This window comes from Geobacter sp. (assembly GCA_009684525.1).
Taxonomy (GTDB): Bacteria; Desulfobacterota; Desulfuromonadia; order Geobacterales; family DSM-12255; genus Geoanaerobacter.
Genome location: WKKR01000001.1, coordinates 394,423 through 411,434, shown reverse-complemented (window position 1 = coordinate 411,434; position 17,012 = coordinate 394,423). Strand labels below are relative to the sequence as shown.

The following is a 17,012-nucleotide window of genomic DNA, read 5'->3' as shown; positions in this document are numbered from 1 at the left end:
CCCCTGCCTGTCAGGCGAGTCGCTTGGCATAGAGCGGAAACTTCTTCATGAGGGCATTCACCTTCAACTTGATGGAAGCAAGCACTGCCTCATCAGCAGGATTGCTCAGGGCCTCGCTGATGAATTCGGCCACCAGCTCCATTTCGGTCTCTTTCAGGCCGTGGCTGGTAGCAGCAGGCGTCCCGAGCCTGATCCCGGAGGTCACAAAGGGTGAACGGGTCTCAAAGGGAACGGTATTCTTGTTGGCCGTGATGCCCGCCTTGTCGAGAGCCTCTTCGGCGATCTTCCCGGTCATGTCGGTGCCGCTGAAATCGATCAACATCAGATGGTTGTCAGTTCCACCGGACACCAGCTTGAACCCGCGCTTTTTCAGCCCGCCGGCAAGGGCCTGGGCATTATTGATGATTTGCTGCTGGTAAGTCTTGAACTCAGGGAGCAGCGCCTCCTTGAAGGCAACCGCCTTGGCAGCGATAACATGCATCAGCGGCCCACCCTGGATGCCGGGGAAGATGTTGGAGTTGAGGGTCTTGGCAAATTCTTCCCGGCAGAGGATCATACCGCCGCGAGGACCACGCAGGGTCTTGTGGGTCGTGGTGGTCACGAATTCGGCATAGGGAACCGGGTTCGGGTGGAGACCCGCCGCAACCAGACCGGCAATATGAGCCATGTCTACCATGATGACCGCTCCAACCTTATCGGCAATGGCACGAAAAGCGGCGAAGTCGAAAATGCGAGGATAGGCGCTAGCGCCAACGACGATCATCTTTGGCTTGTTCTCCACGGCCAGGCGCTCAACTTCCGCGTAATCGATGGTCTGGGTTTCGGGAGAGACTCCGTAGGGGACGATATTGAAGAGACGGCCGGAAAAGTTCACCGGACTGCCATGGGTCAGGTGCCCGCCGTGGGAAAGATTCATCCCCAGGATGGTATCTCCCGGTTTGCATGCCGCGAAATAGACCGCCATGTTCGCCTGGGACCCTGAGTGGGGCTGGACGTTCGCATGCTCGGCCCCGAACAGCTCCTTGGCCCGGGCTATTGCCAGATTCTCCACCACATCGACCTGATGGCAGCCACCATAATACCGCTTGCCCGGATACCCCTCGGCATATTTGTTGGTGAGCACCGATCCCTGAGCTTCAAGCACCGCTTCGGAAACGAAGTTCTCCGACGCGATCAGTTCAAGGTTGTACTCCTGGCGCTCGGTCTCCAACCGGATGGCCTGCGCTACTTCAGGATCAAAGGTTTCGAGAATCGACATGCTGTAAGGCTCCTTGTATACGTGTGATGAAAAAGCAAACGGGACCAGAAGTCCCGTATGTCCGCACCGCAGCCTCCCTGCCCGACACTGTCAGCGGCAGCGGAGTTCCTGTTCCAGGTGAGTAATCTTGTCCAGTCGCCCCTGGTGACGTCCACCCTCGAAGGTGGCGTCAAGCCAGGCCGCAACCATGCCGCACGCCTTGTGGGGGTCGAGCACCCGTCCCCCCAGAACCAGGATATTGGCATTGTTGTGCTCTTTTGCCATCTGCGCCATGAAATTATCCGTGGCGAGAGCGGCCCGAACGCCAGGGAACTTGTTGGCAACAATGGACATGCCGATCCCGGTGCCGCAGATCAGGATACCCTTTTCAGCCGTGCCTTCGGAAATCCTCCGGGCGACCCTGATCCCGAAATCGGGATAATCCACGGAGTTGCCGTTGTCAGTGCCACAGTCCTCGAAGGAAATGCCACGCTGTGCCAGGAATTCGATGATCGCGGCCTTGAGTTGATAGCCGCCATGGTCGCTACCGAGAAGGATCATCGCCCCCACCTATATCTTCCTGAAGAGAAGCGACGCGTTGGTTCCGCCAAAGCCGAAGTTGTTGCTCATGGCATACTCTATCGTGGCGGAACGTGCAGTATTGGGGACATAGTCGAGATCGCACTCTGGATCCGGCTCCTGGTAATTGATGGTCGGGGGAATAACGCCCTTATCCATGGCCAGCAGGGTAAAGACCGCCTCGATGCCGCCGGCGGCACCGAGCAGATGGCCGGTCATGGACTTGGTCGAGGAGACCATCACTTTGTGGGCGTGTTCGCCGAAGGTCGTCTTGATGGCCATGGTTTCGTAGAGGTCGTTCATCGGGGTCGACGTCCCATGGGCGTTGATATAATCAACCTGCTCAGGGTTTATGCCGGCCCCGGCAAGAGCCATTTTCATGCAGCGGGCCGCGCCTTCGCCACCCGGAGCAGGAGCAGTCAGATGATAGGCATCTCCGGTGAGACCATAACCGACCACTTCGCCATATATCTTGGCACCGCGCTTCTTGGCAGCCTCGTACTCTTCAAGCACGACGATACCGGCCCCCTCACCCATGATAAAACCGTCGCGATTCTTTTCAAAGGGGCGGGAAGCGGCAGTAGGGTCGTCATTCCTGGTGGAAAGGGCCTTCATCACGGCAAAACCGCCTATGCCCAGCGGGGTAACCGTTGACTCAGTTCCGCCGGCGATCATGGCGTCGGCATCGCCACGCTTGATCATGTGATAGGCATCGCCAATGGAGTGGGTACCAGTGGCGCAGGCCGAAACCGACGACACATTGGGCCCCTTGGCGCCGTATTTCATGGAGATGTGACCGGGAGCCAAGTTGATGATCAGCATCGGAATGAAGAAGGGGGAAATCTTCTTGTATCCACCCTCCAGCATGGCGCTATGATATCTTTCAATAGTCGGCAGACCGCCAAGTCCCGCTCCGACCAATACCCCAACCCGCTCGGCATTGCTTTCGTCAATCAGCAGGCCGGAGTCAGCCATGGCGAACTGTGCCGCAGCCAAGGAATACTGGATAAAGAGGTCCATCTTCTTGACCTCTTTCTTGTCGATAAAATCTTCCGGATTGAAGTCCTTCACCTCTCCGGCAATCTTCACCGGAAACTCCGAAGCGTCAAATCTGGTTATGGAGGCAATTCCCGAACGGCCCGCGGTCAGGGCGGCCCAGTTAGCGTCGTTACCAGTCCCCAGCGGGGAGACAACGCCGACTCCCGTCACCACAACTCTTCTCATAAACAGTTTCTCCCGGTTTACCAAATGAAAGGGTGCCACAGAGGCACCCCGAAAAAGGGGAGGTTACTCCCCTTTGTAGCGATCTGTTAGGTGTGCTCGGTGATATAGTCAACGGCATCCTGAACCGTCTGGATCTTTTCGGCATTCTCGTCGGAGATTTCGATATCGAATTCTTCTTCAAGGGCCATGACCAGTTCCACGGTATCAAGGGAATCGGCGCCGAGATCGTCCATGAACGATGCCTCGTTGGTGACCTGGGACTCGTCAACCCCAAGCTGTTCAGCGACTATTTCCTTGACTCGTTTTTCTATTGTTGACATTCCTCTTACCTCCGTTGGTTATATTACCTTTTCAGGCAGTGTGTGCGTGTGTGTCAATGCTTCATAGCATGAATCAGTAAAATTGCAAACGAGATTTTTACATGTACATGCCGCCGTTAACTGCCAGCACCTGCCCGGTGACATACCCGGAACGTTCGGCAGCAAGGAATACTACGGCATTCGCAATATCCTCTGGTGTGCCGAGCCGCTCCAGAGGTATCTGCGCAGTCAGTTCGTCCCGGACCTTTTCTGGCAGGGCATCCGTCATTGCTGTGGCAATGAAACCGGGAGCCACAGCGTTTACCGTGATGTTCCGCTTCGCCAGCTCGCGTGCGTTGGACTTGGTGAGCCCCATCAGCCCGGCCTTGCTGGCACAATAATTGGCCTGACCGACGTTCCCCATCTGCCCGACTACCGAGGCAATGTTGATGATCCTGCCGAAACGCTGCTTGGTCATCACCTTAGCTGCGGCACGGGTGCAGAGGAATGCCCCTTTGAGGTTGACGTTCAGGACTGCATCCCAGTCATCCTCTTTCATCCTGAGCAGAAGGCCATCCCTGGTAATGCCGGCGTTATTCACCAGGATATCCACCCTGCCGAAGGCTGCTACTGCGGCATCTATCATCTTTTCCGTATCCGCGGCAACCGTTACGTTTCCGACGACGGCGATCGCTTCCACGCCCAGTTGCTGGACCTCAGCAACCATTGCCTCTGTTGCTGCCTGGTCAACGTCGACCGCAACGATTTTTGCCCCTTCCGCTGCCAGGGCCAGGGCAATGCTTCGACCGATCCCGCGCGATGCACCGGTAATAACAGCTACTTTTCCTTTGGGCATTGCGTACTCCTTTCCACGTAATTCTACAGGGGCTTACAGAGCCTGCAGCGTTGCTCCATCTTCCACGTTAACCGTTGAAACCTCTTTGGTGATACGCTTGACCAGGCCGGAAAGAACCTTGCCGGGGCCTATCTCCACAAACTCCGTCACCCCCAGTACCACCATCGTACGCACCGAATCCTCCCAGCGGACCGGAGCGCTCACCTGCCGCACCAGCAGCTCTTTGACCCGGGTGCTGTCCTGGTTCGGCTCGGCTTCCACGTTGGTGACCACCGGCCGGGCCAGTGCACCAACGCTGATATCGGCGAGCGTCTCGGCAAGCCGTTCGCCGGCAGGGACCATGAGGGAACAATGAAAAGGTGCGCTTACCGGCAACAGCATTGCCTTGCGAAAGCCTCTCCCCTTTGCGATCTCGATGGCACGATTGACCGCTGATGCGTGGCCGGCAATAACCACCTGTCCGGGCGAATTATAGTTGGCAGGCGAGACAACCTCTCCCTGTGCAGCTTCGGTGCAGATCTCGGCGAGAATCTGCGGCTCGACACCAAGAATCGCTGCCATGGCACCGGTACCTACGGGGACGGCCTCCTGCATGTATGCACCACGAGCGCGCACCGTGCGGACTGCATCGGCAAATTGCAGCGCACCGGCTGCCACCAGGGCCGAGTATTCGCCCAGGGAATGCCCTGCCAGGAAATCCGGGACCAGACCCTTTTCAGACTGTACAACCCGTAGCGCCGCCACGCTTGTGGCGAGGATAGCGGGCTGGGTGTTGGTAGTCAACTTCAGGGATTCCTCGGGTCCGTTAAAACAGAGTTCGGAGAGTTTGAAGCCCAAGGCATCATCGGCTTCGCGAAACACCTCCCTGGCAACCGGAAAGGAATCCGCCAGCTCTTTGCCCATGCCGGCATATTGTGACCCCTGTCCGGGGAAAATGAAAGCCTTCTTGCCCATATTCATCCTTTCACGTTCGTTCTACCAGCGTACCAGCACGGCTCCCCAGGTAAGACCTCCCCCGAAGGCATCGAAGAGAACAAGGTTCCCTGGCTGCAGCGCGCCTGTCCGGTTGGCTTCGTCAAGGGCGATTGGGATGGATGCCGCAGAGGTATTCCCGTATTTATGGACATTGACGAAGACCTTCTCTTCGGGGAGTCCCAGACGTTTGCCGATGGCATCGATGATCCGCCGGTTGGCCTGATGCGGTATCAGCAGGTCCAGGTCGGCGAGCGTGAGGCCATTGGCGTTCAGCGCCTCATGCGCGACATCATCCATAGCCCGCACCGCGAGCTTGAAGACGTCGTTCCCCTGCATTCTGATATGGGCGAGACGTTCATCGACAACCCTTTGGCTTGCCGGCGACCGATTGCCGCAGGCCGGCTGATGGAGAAGCTCCCAATAGCTGCCGTCACTATGGATGTGCGTCGAGAGGATTCCCGCCCCATCGTCTCCCGAGCCAATCACGACGGCACCGGCACCGTCACCGAACAGGCAGCAGGTGTTCCGGTCTGACCAGTCGACGATCCGGGAAAGGACCTCGGCGCCGATCACCAGACCCTTGCGAATGGAACCGGTGGCGATCATCTTTTCTGTGATGGAGATCCCGTAGAGAAAGCCGGAGCAGGCGGCGGAAACATCGAAGGCAGCAGCACGGGAAGCTTTGAGGTTATTCTGCACCAGGCAGGCAGTGGCAGGAAAGGGAAAATCAGGGGTTACGGTGGCAACGATGATCAGGTCGATCTCTTCGGCAGTCACCCCGGCCATTTCGAGAGCACGTATCGCCGCCCTGGTGGCAAACGTCGAGGTGAACTCGCCGTCAGCAGCTATATGCCGCTCCTTGATGCCGGTGCGGCTGGTAATCCATTCATCGGAAGTGTCTACACGACGTTCAAGGTCACAATTTGTCAGGACCGTGTCGGGAACTGCCGAGCCGGTACCGAGGATCTTTGCCCGTATCATGCGCCTCACCCATGCCTAGTTGGCGGCAGCGTCTTTCAGCGTCTCAAACTGCTGGAGCGAGAGAGCAAAACTCTCCTGCAGCTTATCGGCCATCTGCTGGTTCACACCGCGCTGGGCGTATTCGTGAGCAAAGCGAATGGCATTCTTGATTGCCTTGGTATTCGAGCCGCCATGACAGATCATGCCGACACCATCGATACCCAGCAGAGGGGCACCGCCGTATTCGGCATAGTCGACCTTTTTCATGAAATTCTGGAAAGCGGGGCGTGCAAGCAGAAATCCTACCTTGGGGAGGAAGCTCTTGAGAATCTCCTCCTTGAGCATTTTCCCCACTGCTTCTGCCAGCCCTTCGGAAAGCTTCAGCACCACATTGCCGACAAAACCGTCACATACAACCACATCCACGACACCGCTGAAGATGTCGCGCCCCTCGACGTAGCCAACGTAATTGAGGGGTGCCTGCTTGAGAATGACATTGGTCTCGCGGGTCAGCTCATTCCCCTTGCTCTCTTCTTCGCCATTGGACAACAGCCCGATCCGCGGAGCATCCACATCCATGATACAGCGGGCGTAAACGCCACCCATGATGGCAAAATGGACAAGATGATTCGATTTACAATCCACATTGCCGCCGACATCGAGCACAAGGGTTCTGCCGTGCAGGGTTGGGAAGATCTGGGCAATCGCCGGTCGCTCGATACCCTTGAGTCGCTTGAGGACGAACATGCCGGCTGCCATGGTTGCACCGGAGTTTCCGGCACTGACCACCGCCTCTGCCCCCCCGCTTTTGACCAGTTCGAACGCCACCCTGATGGATGAATCCTTCTTCTTCCGGATGGCATCAGAGGGGGAATCGTGCATGCCCACGACCTCGCTGGCATGGTGAATGGCAAGGTCCAGACCGCGAATGTCGTATTTGTTCAGTTCCTGGCGAATACGATCGGTATCCCCCACCAGCGTGACGGCAATACCGAACTCGCGAGCAGCGCAGACCGCTCCTTCCACCTCAACGCCCGGAGCGTTGTCTCCCCCCATTGCATCTACTGCAACTCTCATAGTGGCCCTAGACTTTTCAGGTAATGATGGTTAAAGGTCTTCGGACTTAAGTACTTCTTTCCCCTTGTAGGTGCCGCAGGAGGGGCACGCACGATGGGGCATCTTGGGTGCTTTGCACTGCGGACAGACTGCGGCAGCGGGTGCGGTCAGAAAGTCGTGCGCCCTTCTCATGTTTTTACGCGATTTGGATGTCTTTTTCTTGGGTACTGCCATACGGAATCTCCTTTTTATCTATCCAGTTTGAGGTTCTTCAACACACTGAATGCCAAGCTCCCCTTCTGTTCGGTGCAGTCACAGCTGCTGTTATTGAGATCGATGCCGCAGATACTGCAGAGACCCCGGCAGGTGTCAGTGCAGAGCGGCTTGAGGGGAAGCTCAATGATCACATGCTCGGCGACTTCCGGGGCCAAGTCGATCTCATCCCCTGAATACGTGGCCGAAATCAGTTCCTTCTCGGACAACTCCACCTCCTCGTCCTGAGGCAGGTCGGCAGTTGCCTTGGAGTAGAAGATGGTAAAGCTCGACCGCAGATCCAGGGAGTACGGGGTCAAGCAGCGGGCACAGACCATCGTAACCTTCGCGCTTATCGCACCCTCGACCCTGATGTGGTCGTACTCCCTGACAACGCTGAACTCCTGCGCCAACGGGGAGAGGAACTCGCAGATGCCCTCTTCCTGCAGTGCTGCCAGAATTGGGTAGTCTGCCGGCTGTTCGTTGGCCGACAGCCGTTTCACCGTATCGGTGATATCGTTGACCCTCAAGATCACGGGGTAATCGCCTCCTGGCGCTCAAAGCCCTTCAGTATAGTGATGCAACAGGAGTTGTCAAGGAAATTTGCACGCCTGCCCTGATCGCCGCCGCGGTTTGTTCATACCCCATCGTCCGGTCAATTGCAAGATTAATTAAAGAACGGACAGCAACGGGAAAGGTTCAGATGGTGATGGTCTCGCCAGGCTTGAGAGGGGGTTGCTTCATCGGGACACCGTTCAGGGAGAGATAGACCAGGATGGCAAAGGCGAGCAGTGTCGCCATCAGGACCAGAACGGGGGTCCGCAGCCCCACGGTCCGACCGCGCTCTTCGGCACGCAGCATGCCGAAAACCGTGATGATGGTCCCTGCCCCCCCCAGCATGCTCCCCCAGAAAAACCCGAAATAGATCACACTAGCCGGGCCGGCGGAGAATGGCACAAGATCCGAAACCAGGGCAGGATAAAAGGTGACAAGGGTTGTCACCACAACCCCGGCAGTGAGGAGGTTGAATCCTTTTCTGACCAGACGCGAACGCATGTCTCTATCCCGTTACGAACACCAGCTGATATCGCCCACGCCGGCGCGCAAGACTTCGGGGCGATCGCCGATGAGACTCACGATGGAACTGACATCGGCAGGTAATACGCCGCCGTCCACGATCAGATCCAACTGTTTTCCCAGTTCCGCCTCAATCTGGCTCGGGTCGCCAATCGGCTCCTCACCGGAACGATTGGCGCTGGTGGTAATGATAGGATGTCCCAGTTCCCTGACAATGGAAATACATATCCGATTTTCAGGAATACGGATGCCGACGGTCTTCTGGCGGGTCAGGAGCAGGTCGGGGACAACGCTGCTCGCATCGAGGACAAAGGTATACGCCCCAGGCAGATAACGCTTCATGATCTTGAAGGCATAGTTGCTCACCTTGGCGTAGCGTGCCACGTCAGCCAGCTCGGAACAAATGAACGAGAACGGCTTCCGCTTTTCCCGCTGCTTCAATTGGTAAACCCTCTCGATCCCCTTCTTGTTGAAGATGCTGCAGCCAATCCCATAGGTCGTATCAGTAGGATAGGCAATGACCCCACCCCGCTCCAGGGTTTCCTTGACCCGTGCAACAAGACGAGGCTGGGGATTATCGGCATTGATGGCTATCATCATCTCAGTCACCGGGGTTGAGCGACGCCAGACTGCTGTGCACGAAACGGCCGTCTTTCTGGATCATGACGCCGTCGAACAGGATTTCCCCATCCCCTTCCAAGAGCTTTACCATATCCCAATGGACCGCCGAACGATTGCCGTTGTCGCATTCGTCGTAACATTGCCCCGGCGTGAAATGGATTGAGCCGAATATCTTCTCGTCAAAGAGGATGTTCCGCATCGGTCGACGAATGGCCGGATTGACCCCGATGGCGAACTCGCCGATATAGCGGGCACCGTCATCGGTATCGAGAATCCGGTTGAGCTGCTCGTCCATGCCCGAAGACGTTGCCTTGATGATCTTGCCCGCGGAAAACTCCAGGCGGATATTGGAAAACTCCTTGCCATGATAAATGGTCGGGCAGTTATAGGTGATATACCCTTCCACGGAATCCTTGACCGGAGCCGTAAAGACCTCTCCATCCGGAATATTGTAACGTCCGTCGCACTTGATACCGGGCATACCCTTGATGTTGAAGCAGAGATCGGTATCCGATGCCTTGATCTGCACCTGCTCGGCCTGATCGACCAGCTTCTTGAGCCGTTCCTGCTTGCGCGACTCTGCCTGCCAGTCGATGCAACAGGCGGCAAAGAGATACTCCTCGTACTCGTCGAGGCTCATCTTCGCCTCCTGCGCCCCGGCATGTGTCGGGTAGCGGGTGACAACCCAGCGGGTATTCTTGACCCGGCAGTCGACGATCGGCCGCATGACCCTGGCATGGGCTATCATATGCTCCTGATTGGCATTGGCCATGACCATCGAGTTGTCCGCAGCCGAAATGGCGATGTATACCGTTACCTGCCGCATGAAATCCAGTTTGTGCTGGGGGAAATATTCGATCTGGCTTTTCTTGGCCAGATTGTAGAATTGGCGATTGATCTCCGGAAGGGAGAAATCGTATTCCACATACTTCGCTCCCCTGGCGATGCAGAGGGCGTGGATCTCCTTCACCAGGGGAGCAGCCTCGAAACCGCTGGCGCTGATCATGACCACGTCACCCTTTTTTACCCGGGTTGAATAATTGACCAGCACATCAGCCAGTTGCCGAACACGTGGGTCTCTCACAAAGCTCTCCCCCTACTGCAGATTTTGCATCATAACAGTCTGAAACATAGAGGTTTGCCATTACCTTCCGGTGTGGCCGAACCCTCCCGAACCCCGGTCTGTCTCGCTCAGTTCGTCGACCTGGATGAGCTGGGCACGGACCACCGGTGCAACAACCAGTTGCGCGATCCGCTCACCGTTTCTGATCGTAAAAGGCTCAGAACCGTGATTGACGACAATGACCCCGATCTCTCCCCGGTAATCGGCATCAATGGTGCCGGGCGAATTCAGCATGGTGATGCCATGTTTGAGCGCCAGCCCGCTTCTCGGCCTGACCTGAGCTTCATACCCTTCGGGCAGTGCGATGGCAATACCGGTCCCCACCAGGGCACGCTCCCCGGGAGCAAGCAGCAATTCCGCCGCAATATCGGCATAGAGGTCCATGCCTGCAGCATGCGGAGTCATGTAGGCAGGGAGCGGATTGGTCGATTCGACCCTGAGCCGCTTGATATGTAGAGTGACGTGGGACATGGTGTGGGAGGTTTACAGTTTCAGATCAGCAACAGAGAGATTCCCCGTGTTCGTCTTTCCCAGCAGCACCAGGGTGAGGCTGTCGTCGACAAACAAATGCCGGCTCATCTCCAGGACACTTTCACAGGTCACCCGGTCAAACCCCCGCATGATTTCTTCCAGGGGTTGATAGGTGCCGAAATAAACCTCATTCTTGGCGAGCTTGGACATGCGGTTATCACTGCTTTCCAAGGAGAGGAGGATATTCCCCTTGAGTTGGTCCTTGGCAGACGCCAGTTCGCTCAAGGTGAGCGGCTCGCTCTTCAATCGCCTCATTTCCTTGAGGATGATCTCGATCACCTGGGGCACCTTCTCCTGGCTGGTACCGGCATACACAGCCAGAGAACCGCTGTCCGAATGAGATGCCAGATAGGAATAGATGGAATAGGCAAGCCCCTGTTTCTCCCTGACCTCCTGGAACAGACGCGAACTCATGCTCCCGCCAAGCACGGCATTGAGAATATATGCCTCAAAGCGGCGTCCATGATTCTGGGGAAGCGCACAGGTCCCAAGGCAGAGGTGAACCTGCTCCAGCTCCTTTTCATGGCGATAGAGACCCCGGTCATGGACCGGAAGCGGTGCCGGAACTGCCTGTCTCCCTTGGGGCACCACACTGAAGGCATCCCCCACCAACTGCAGCAGCTGATCGTGGTCCAGATTTCCGGCAGCGGCAACGATGATATTTTCTGCCGAGTAGGACTCATGCCGGTGCGACAGCAGATAGTCCCTGGTCAGTGATGCCACGCTCTCTTCCGTGCCGATGATGGGGCGACCAAGGGGATGTCCCTTCCAGAAGTTCTGATAGAAGAGGTCGTGGATAAAATCGTCGGGCGTATCCTCCAGCATGTCGATCTCCTGGAGAATGACCTTTCGTTCCTTTTCGATTTCATCGACATCAAAGACCGAATTGAGGAAAATGTCAGCCAGAAGGTCGATCGCCTTGGGGAGATGGGTGCTGAGAACCTTGGCATAGTAACAGACATATTCGCGGCCGGTAAAGGCATTGAGGACGCCACCGACAGCGTCGATCTCCCGGGCTATGTCAAGGGCGCTGCGTCGGCCGGTCCCCTTGAACATCAGATGCTCAATGAAATGGGCGATGCCGTTCATGTCAGCGGATTCGTGGCGGGAACCACTGGTTACCCAGATGCCTATCGATACGGAATGGGCATGGGGGATCTGTTCCGAAACAATCCGTAATCCGTTATCCAAAATCGTCTTATTTACCATGTCGATAACTATACCGTGAAACCGTAAAATTGCCAGATCGCCCCGTTTGGAGGTTTTCTGGCCGATCTGGCACAAAAAAACATTGGGCGGTCACCTGAAAAGGGACCACCCAATGTTTACTGCAGTGATAAGGGCCTAATTTTCCGGGAAGGTCGCTCCCAGAGCTTCCTTACGGGAGAGTTTTATCTTGCCCTGTTTGTCTATGCCGATGCACTTGACCAGCACCCGGTCCCCTTCCTTGAGGATGTCGGAGACGTTTTTGACCCGTTCCTTGTCCAGTTCGGAGATGTGGACAAGCCCGTCGGTACCGGGGAAGATCTCGACAAAGGCGCCGAAGTCCATGACCTTCTTCACCGTACCCATGTAGAGTTTGCCTTCCTCGGCTTCGGCGGTAAGGTCGCGGATCATCTGAATGGCGCGGTCGCAGGCAGCCTTGTCGTTGCTGGCAATGTTGATCTTGCCCGAATCCTCGATATCGATGGTAACGCCAGTGCTTTCGGTGATGCTGCGGATAGTCTTGCCACCGGAACCGATAACGTCGCGGATCTTGTCGGACTTGATCCAGATGGTCGTGATGCGCGGGGCATACGAAGAGAGTTCCGCGCGCGGGCTGGACATGGTTTCGGCCATCTTGCCGAGGATGAAGAGCCTTCCCTCGCGGGCCTGAGCCAAAGCGGTCTGCATGATCTCACGGGTGACACCGGTGATCTTGATGTCCATCTGCAGGGCTGTTACCCCGACAGTGGTCCCTGCCACCTTGAAGTCCATGTCGCCGAGATGATCCTCGTCACCGAGGATGTCGGACAGGATGGCGACATTGTCCCCTTCCTTGATCAAACCCATGGCAATGCCGGCTACCGGTGCCGCAAGGGGGATACCGGCGTCCATCATGGCCATGGAGCCGCCACAGACCGTGGCCATGGAGGAGGAACCGTTACTCTCCAGGGTATCGGAAACGATACGGATGGTATACGGAAAATCGTCATGCTTGGGGAGAACCCGCTCCAGCGCACGCTCAGCCAGCGCGCCATGACCGATCTCACGCCGGCCCGGAGCAAGGCGGAAGCTGGTTTCACCAACCGAATACGGCGGGAAGTTATAGTGCAGGATGAATCGCTTCTTGCTTTCACCGTAGAGAGAATCGATTCGCTGTTCGTCAATGGAGGTGCCGAGCGTTGCGGCAACCAGCGCCTGGGTTTCGCCACGGGTAAACAAAGCCGCACCATGGGCACGCGGCAACAGGCTCACCTCGGTGGTTATGGGGCGGATGGTCCGGGTGTCGCGACCGTCGATCCGCTCCCCATCCTTGATGATATGCTCGCGGACCAGTTCGTACTCGAAATCCCCGAGGAAACCCTTAATCTCCTTGGCACGCCCTTCGTATTCGCCAAGCAGCAGTTCCAGGACCTCATCGGTGATGGCGTCGAGACGGTTGTGTCGTTCCTGCTTGGACTTGATCCGCACTGCTTCCCGCACCTTATCGTAGGCCAGCGTGCTGACCTTGGTCCTGAGTTCTTCGTCCACGACTTTTTCGGCATTTGCGCGCTTCGGCACCCCTGCCAGCCTTTTCAACTCTTGTTGTGCTGACAGGACATTCTGAACCGCTGCATGACCGAAGAAGACCGCCTCCAGCATGACCTCCTCGGGGACCTCAGCTGCTCCCCCCTCGACCATGATGACGGCATCGTTACTCGCAGCCACGATAATATCGATGTCGCTCTGTGCGAGTTGATCCGCAGTCGGGTTGGCAATGAAGTTCCCATCGACCCTGCCGACCTGCACCCCGGCAATGGGGCCGAAGAAGGGGATGTCGGAAACCTCAAGGGCAGCCGAGGCGCCGATCATGGCGAGAATGCCGGGGTTGTTGTCCTTGTCGGCGGAAACGACCGTAGCCATGATCTGGGTGTCGTTGAGAAAGTTTTCCGGGAAAAGCGGGCGGATGGGACGGTCGATGAGCCTGCAGGTCAGGGTCTCGTTATCCGACGGACGCCCTTCGCGCTTGAAGAAGCCGCCCGGGATCTTCCCGCCGGCATAGGCCTTTTCCTGGTAGTTAACGGTCAGGGGGAAGAAATCCTGGCCTTCCTTGGCCGTCTTGGTGGCCACTGCCGTGACCAGGACCATTGTGTCGCCGCACCGTACCACCACCGCACCGCTGGCCTGTTTCGCCATCTTGCCGGTGGATATGGTAACGGTTCTGCCTCCGAGTTCTGCCTGTACGATTTGTTCCATGTAGTTTTCAGCTCCTCAACGTGAGATGTGTTGGGGCCGTCGACAAAAGAACCATGACACGGCGTTACGCCGCACTGTCGCCGATGGCCGCTCGCCTGGCGATTCATCCGACAGGTAACGGTTCATGGTTTCTTTATCCACGCCCCCAACAAAAACAAATGGGCTGCAAAGCCCATTAAAAAACAGAAAGGCAATATACCCCGGTGCGAGGTATACTGCCTTCGCTTACCTACGAATGCCAAGTTTTTCGATGATTGCCTTATAACGCTCGACATCCTTGGACTTGACATAGTCGAGTAGCCTGCGCCGCTGTCCAACGATCTTCAGAAGCCCCCGGCGACTGTGGTGATCCTTTTTGTGGATCTTGAAGTGCTCGGTCAGGTAGGTAATCCGCTCGGTCAATATCGCGATCTGGACCTCCGGAGAACCGGTGTCGCTATCGTGACGTTTGTGGCGGCTGATGATCTCCTGTTTTTTTTCAGTTACCAGCATGTTCACACCCCCTTTCATTTTGATTATCGGGCAATAAGTTCTGTGTTCATACCATATTAGACGCTCGAAGTAAAGAAAAACTAGGTGAAAACCCTGAGCAATCGTAGAGTTGACGTCCCTTCGGACAGAAAACAGCGGGCAACCGCCAGAAGTCGTTCGCCGTGCATAAGCATTACCCGCTCACAGTCGACAGGTAGGCACGTTGGAAGAAATTCCCCGATTGCGGGGATCACGCCATTGAGCACCTTTCGCGCTCCTGAGTCCGAGAGCTGCAGTTCATGCATCTCTCCCAACGCAGAGGGAACAGACATGAGCCAGGAGCCGGGCTCATTGGCCTCGACATTCAGGGCAACCTGCTCCAGGGCCAGTGCAGTGTCGATGGAAAAGGGGCCGCTCCGGGTTCTCCGCAGGGAGACGAGGTGGGCGCCACAGCCCAGATGCCGTCCAATGTCATGGGCCAGGGTTCTGACATAGGTCCCACGGGAACAACTGACCAGCAGGGTAATCTCGGGAAGGGATATCTGCTCCACGCGAATGGAGTGAATGGTGATGTCCCGCAATTCCCGCGGCACATCGGAGCCCTGACGGGCAAGCCGATAGAGCGGCACCCCGTTCTGCTTGATTGCCGAGTACATCGGAGGGAGCTGCTTCTGCGGTCCGAGGAACAGAGCGGCAGCACGCAGGATGTCGTCATCGGTTACCTGCTGCCAGGCATGCTCTTCGAGCAGCGTACCGGTGCAGTCCTGGGTATCGGTTATCTGCCCGATCCGCATGACGGCACGATATTCCTTCATTGATTCGTCCAGGAACTGGATCGCCTTGGTGGCGTCCCCGAGGGCTATGGGGAGGACACCGGTCGCAAAAGGGTCAAGCGTACCGGTATGACCGGCCTTTTTCTGTCCGGTGATGCGACGAATCCGACTAACCACGGTATGGGAGGAGATCCCGGGCGGCTTATCCACGACCAGAAAGCCGTTCATCGTTACAGAGAATGCTCCAGGTGGGTCATGATCCGCTGACAGACTTCGGCGAGCTCGCCGGACATGGAGCATCCTGCTGCATTATGATGACCGCCGCCGCCGAATGCTGCTGCCAACTGCGCCACGTTCACCTTCCCCTTGGAACGGAACCCGACCTTCCAAGCCCTGCCAGGCTCCAGCTCACGGAAGAGGATCGCCACTTCGACCCCCTTGATGGAGCGGGGATAGTTGATGAAACCGTCCGTCAGCTCGGCTCCGGTGCCGGTGGCTTCGTACATGTCCAGGGTGATGGATACCGATGCCACATCCCCGCGGGGAGAGACGATAAGGGTGTCCAGAACCAGGGCGAGCAGCTCCAGTCGCTGCCGGGGCTGGCTTTCGTAGAGCTTCTCGGACACATCCCAGGCATTGACCCCGCAGGAGATCATCTCCCCAGCAACCGCAAACGCCTCTGGGTTTGCATTCGAGTATCTGAACGACCCGGTATCGGTAATGATCGCCGTGTAGATACAGAGAGCGATATCAAATCCGATCGGGTGCCCGGCCGCCTTTATGATCCGGTAGACCAGGGTCCCGGTTGCACTGGCAGTGGAGTCGATCAGGTTGTATGTCCCGAATTCTTCGCAGGAAAGGTGGTGGTCGATATTGATGAAACTGCCGATGGTCCTGCACGCTCCGATTGCTTTGCCGGCACGGTGGAACTCGCCGACATCGAGGACAAAGCAGATGTCGAAGTGGCGATCGGGGATAGTCAGCACCACCGTATCGGCCTGGGGAAGAAAGGCGTAGAGTTCGGGAACGGGATCACAGATATGGACCGTGACATCCTTACCCAGCTCCCGCAGATAACCGGCAAGGGCAAGACTGGAACCGACCGCATCGCCATCCGGGTTCTCATGGGTGGTCACGAGGAAGGTGGTGGCAACTGCTATGGCTTCGTTAATCTTCCGAATCGTCTCGCTGCTCATGTGCCTTGATTTCCCGTAAAAGCTTTTCGATCCTGTTTCCCTGGTCGAGGGAAACGTCATACTTGAAGAATATCTCCGGAATGTAGCGCATGTGGAGCTGCTTACCCATCTCGCGACGGATAAATCCACGGGCGCTGTTCAACCCCGCCGCTGTCGCCTTCTTGGCATCGTCGTCGCCAATGACGCTGAAATAGACCGTTGCCTGGTGAAGATCGTCGGTGACCTTGACGCCGGTAATGGTCACAAAGCCGATGCGAGGATCCTTGAGCCCCTTCACCAGGAGCTCGGTTACGACTTCGTGGATTGCCTCTGCTATCTTTTCCGACCGTTTATACATGATTACA

At 56.8% G+C, this 17,012-nt stretch carries 20 protein-coding genes; all 20 read right to left on the bottom strand.

Features of this window, described 5'->3' with window-relative positions:
* Positions 1–10 precede the first annotated feature (10 nt).
* Positions 11–1,258, bottom strand: coding sequence for an aminotransferase class I/II-fold pyridoxal phosphate-dependent enzyme (locus GJT30_01865; GenBank protein ID MSM38358.1), 1,248 nt, complete (start codon positions 1,256–1,258; stop codon positions 11–13).
* 90 nt (positions 1,259–1,348) lie between these two features.
* Positions 1,349–1,798, bottom strand: coding sequence for a ribose 5-phosphate isomerase B (rpiB, locus tag GJT30_01860; GenBank protein ID MSM38357.1), 450 nt, complete (start codon positions 1,796–1,798; stop codon positions 1,349–1,351).
* A gap of 9 nt (positions 1,799–1,807) precedes the next feature.
* Complete coding sequence (gene fabF / locus GJT30_01855) at positions 1,808–3,040, bottom strand: beta-ketoacyl-ACP synthase II (protein ID MSM38356.1); 1,233 nt, start codon at positions 3,038–3,040, stop codon at positions 1,808–1,810.
* Between the two features lie 86 nt (positions 3,041–3,126).
* Positions 3,127–3,360, bottom strand: a complete 234-nt coding sequence (gene acpP / locus GJT30_01850; protein MSM38355.1) for an acyl carrier protein — start codon at positions 3,358–3,360, stop codon at positions 3,127–3,129.
* Positions 3,361–3,457: 97 nt separating this feature from the next.
* Positions 3,458–4,195, bottom strand: a complete 738-nt coding sequence (gene fabG, locus GJT30_01845; protein MSM38354.1) for a 3-oxoacyl-[acyl-carrier-protein] reductase — start codon at positions 4,193–4,195, stop codon at positions 3,458–3,460.
* Between the two features lie 33 nt (positions 4,196–4,228).
* Positions 4,229–5,149 (bottom strand): ACP S-malonyltransferase, encoded by a 921-nt coding sequence (fabD, locus tag GJT30_01840; protein MSM38353.1) that lies wholly within the window; start codon positions 5,147–5,149, stop codon positions 4,229–4,231.
* Between the two features lie 21 nt (positions 5,150–5,170).
* Complete coding sequence (gene fabH / locus GJT30_01835; GenBank protein ID MSM38352.1) at positions 5,171–6,148, bottom strand: beta-ketoacyl-ACP synthase III; 978 nt, start codon at positions 6,146–6,148, stop codon at positions 5,171–5,173.
* An 18-nt stretch (positions 6,149–6,166) separates the two neighbouring features.
* Positions 6,167–7,207 (bottom strand): phosphate acyltransferase PlsX, encoded by a 1,041-nt coding sequence (plsX, locus tag GJT30_01830; protein ID MSM38351.1) that lies wholly within the window; start codon positions 7,205–7,207, stop codon positions 6,167–6,169.
* 30 nt (positions 7,208–7,237) lie between these two features.
* Entirely contained in the window at positions 7,238–7,420 is a 183-nt protein-coding gene (gene rpmF, locus GJT30_01825; GenBank protein ID MSM38350.1) for a 50S ribosomal protein L32, read from the bottom strand.
* A 14-nt stretch (positions 7,421–7,434) separates the two neighbouring features.
* Complete coding sequence (locus GJT30_01820; protein MSM38349.1) at positions 7,435–7,974, bottom strand: DUF177 domain-containing protein; 540 nt, start codon at positions 7,972–7,974, stop codon at positions 7,435–7,437.
* A gap of 163 nt (positions 7,975–8,137) precedes the next feature.
* Positions 8,138–8,494, bottom strand: coding sequence for a hypothetical protein (locus GJT30_01815; protein ID MSM38348.1), 357 nt, complete (start codon positions 8,492–8,494; stop codon positions 8,138–8,140).
* Positions 8,495–8,506: 12 nt separating this feature from the next.
* Positions 8,507–9,115: a threonylcarbamoyl-AMP synthase gene (locus tag GJT30_01810; GenBank protein MSM38347.1), complete on the bottom strand. Its 609-nt coding sequence runs from the start codon at positions 9,113–9,115 to the stop codon at positions 8,507–8,509.
* A gap of 1 nt (position 9,116) precedes the next feature.
* Entirely contained in the window at positions 9,117–10,220 is a 1,104-nt protein-coding gene (locus tag GJT30_01805) for an aminopeptidase (GenBank protein MSM38346.1), read from the bottom strand.
* 60 nt (positions 10,221–10,280) lie between these two features.
* Positions 10,281–10,730, bottom strand: a complete 450-nt coding sequence (locus GJT30_01800) for a dUTP diphosphatase (GenBank protein ID MSM38345.1) — start codon at positions 10,728–10,730, stop codon at positions 10,281–10,283.
* A gap of 12 nt (positions 10,731–10,742) precedes the next feature.
* Positions 10,743–11,999, bottom strand: a complete 1,257-nt coding sequence (locus tag GJT30_01795) for an insulinase family protein (GenBank protein MSM38344.1) — start codon at positions 11,997–11,999, stop codon at positions 10,743–10,745.
* A gap of 135 nt (positions 12,000–12,134) precedes the next feature.
* Positions 12,135–14,228 (bottom strand): polyribonucleotide nucleotidyltransferase, encoded by a 2,094-nt coding sequence (gene pnp, locus GJT30_01790; protein MSM38343.1) that lies wholly within the window; start codon positions 14,226–14,228, stop codon positions 12,135–12,137.
* A gap of 225 nt (positions 14,229–14,453) precedes the next feature.
* On the bottom strand, positions 14,454–14,720 hold the full coding sequence (rpsO, locus tag GJT30_01785; GenBank protein MSM38342.1) for a 30S ribosomal protein S15: 267 nt from the start codon (positions 14,718–14,720) through the stop codon (positions 14,454–14,456).
* An 80-nt stretch (positions 14,721–14,800) separates the two neighbouring features.
* Positions 14,801–15,700, bottom strand: coding sequence for a tRNA pseudouridine(55) synthase TruB (gene truB, locus GJT30_01780; protein MSM38341.1), 900 nt, complete (start codon positions 15,698–15,700; stop codon positions 14,801–14,803).
* A gap of 2 nt (positions 15,701–15,702) precedes the next feature.
* Positions 15,703–16,668, bottom strand: coding sequence for a bifunctional oligoribonuclease/PAP phosphatase NrnA (locus GJT30_01775; protein ID MSM38340.1), 966 nt, complete (start codon positions 16,666–16,668; stop codon positions 15,703–15,705).
* Positions 16,640–17,005: a ribosome-binding factor A gene (locus tag GJT30_01770; protein ID MSM38339.1), complete on the bottom strand. Its 366-nt coding sequence runs from the start codon at positions 17,003–17,005 to the stop codon at positions 16,640–16,642. The genes GJT30_01775 and GJT30_01770 overlap by 29 nt, the downstream gene beginning before the upstream one ends.
* Positions 17,006–17,012 lie beyond the last annotated feature (7 nt).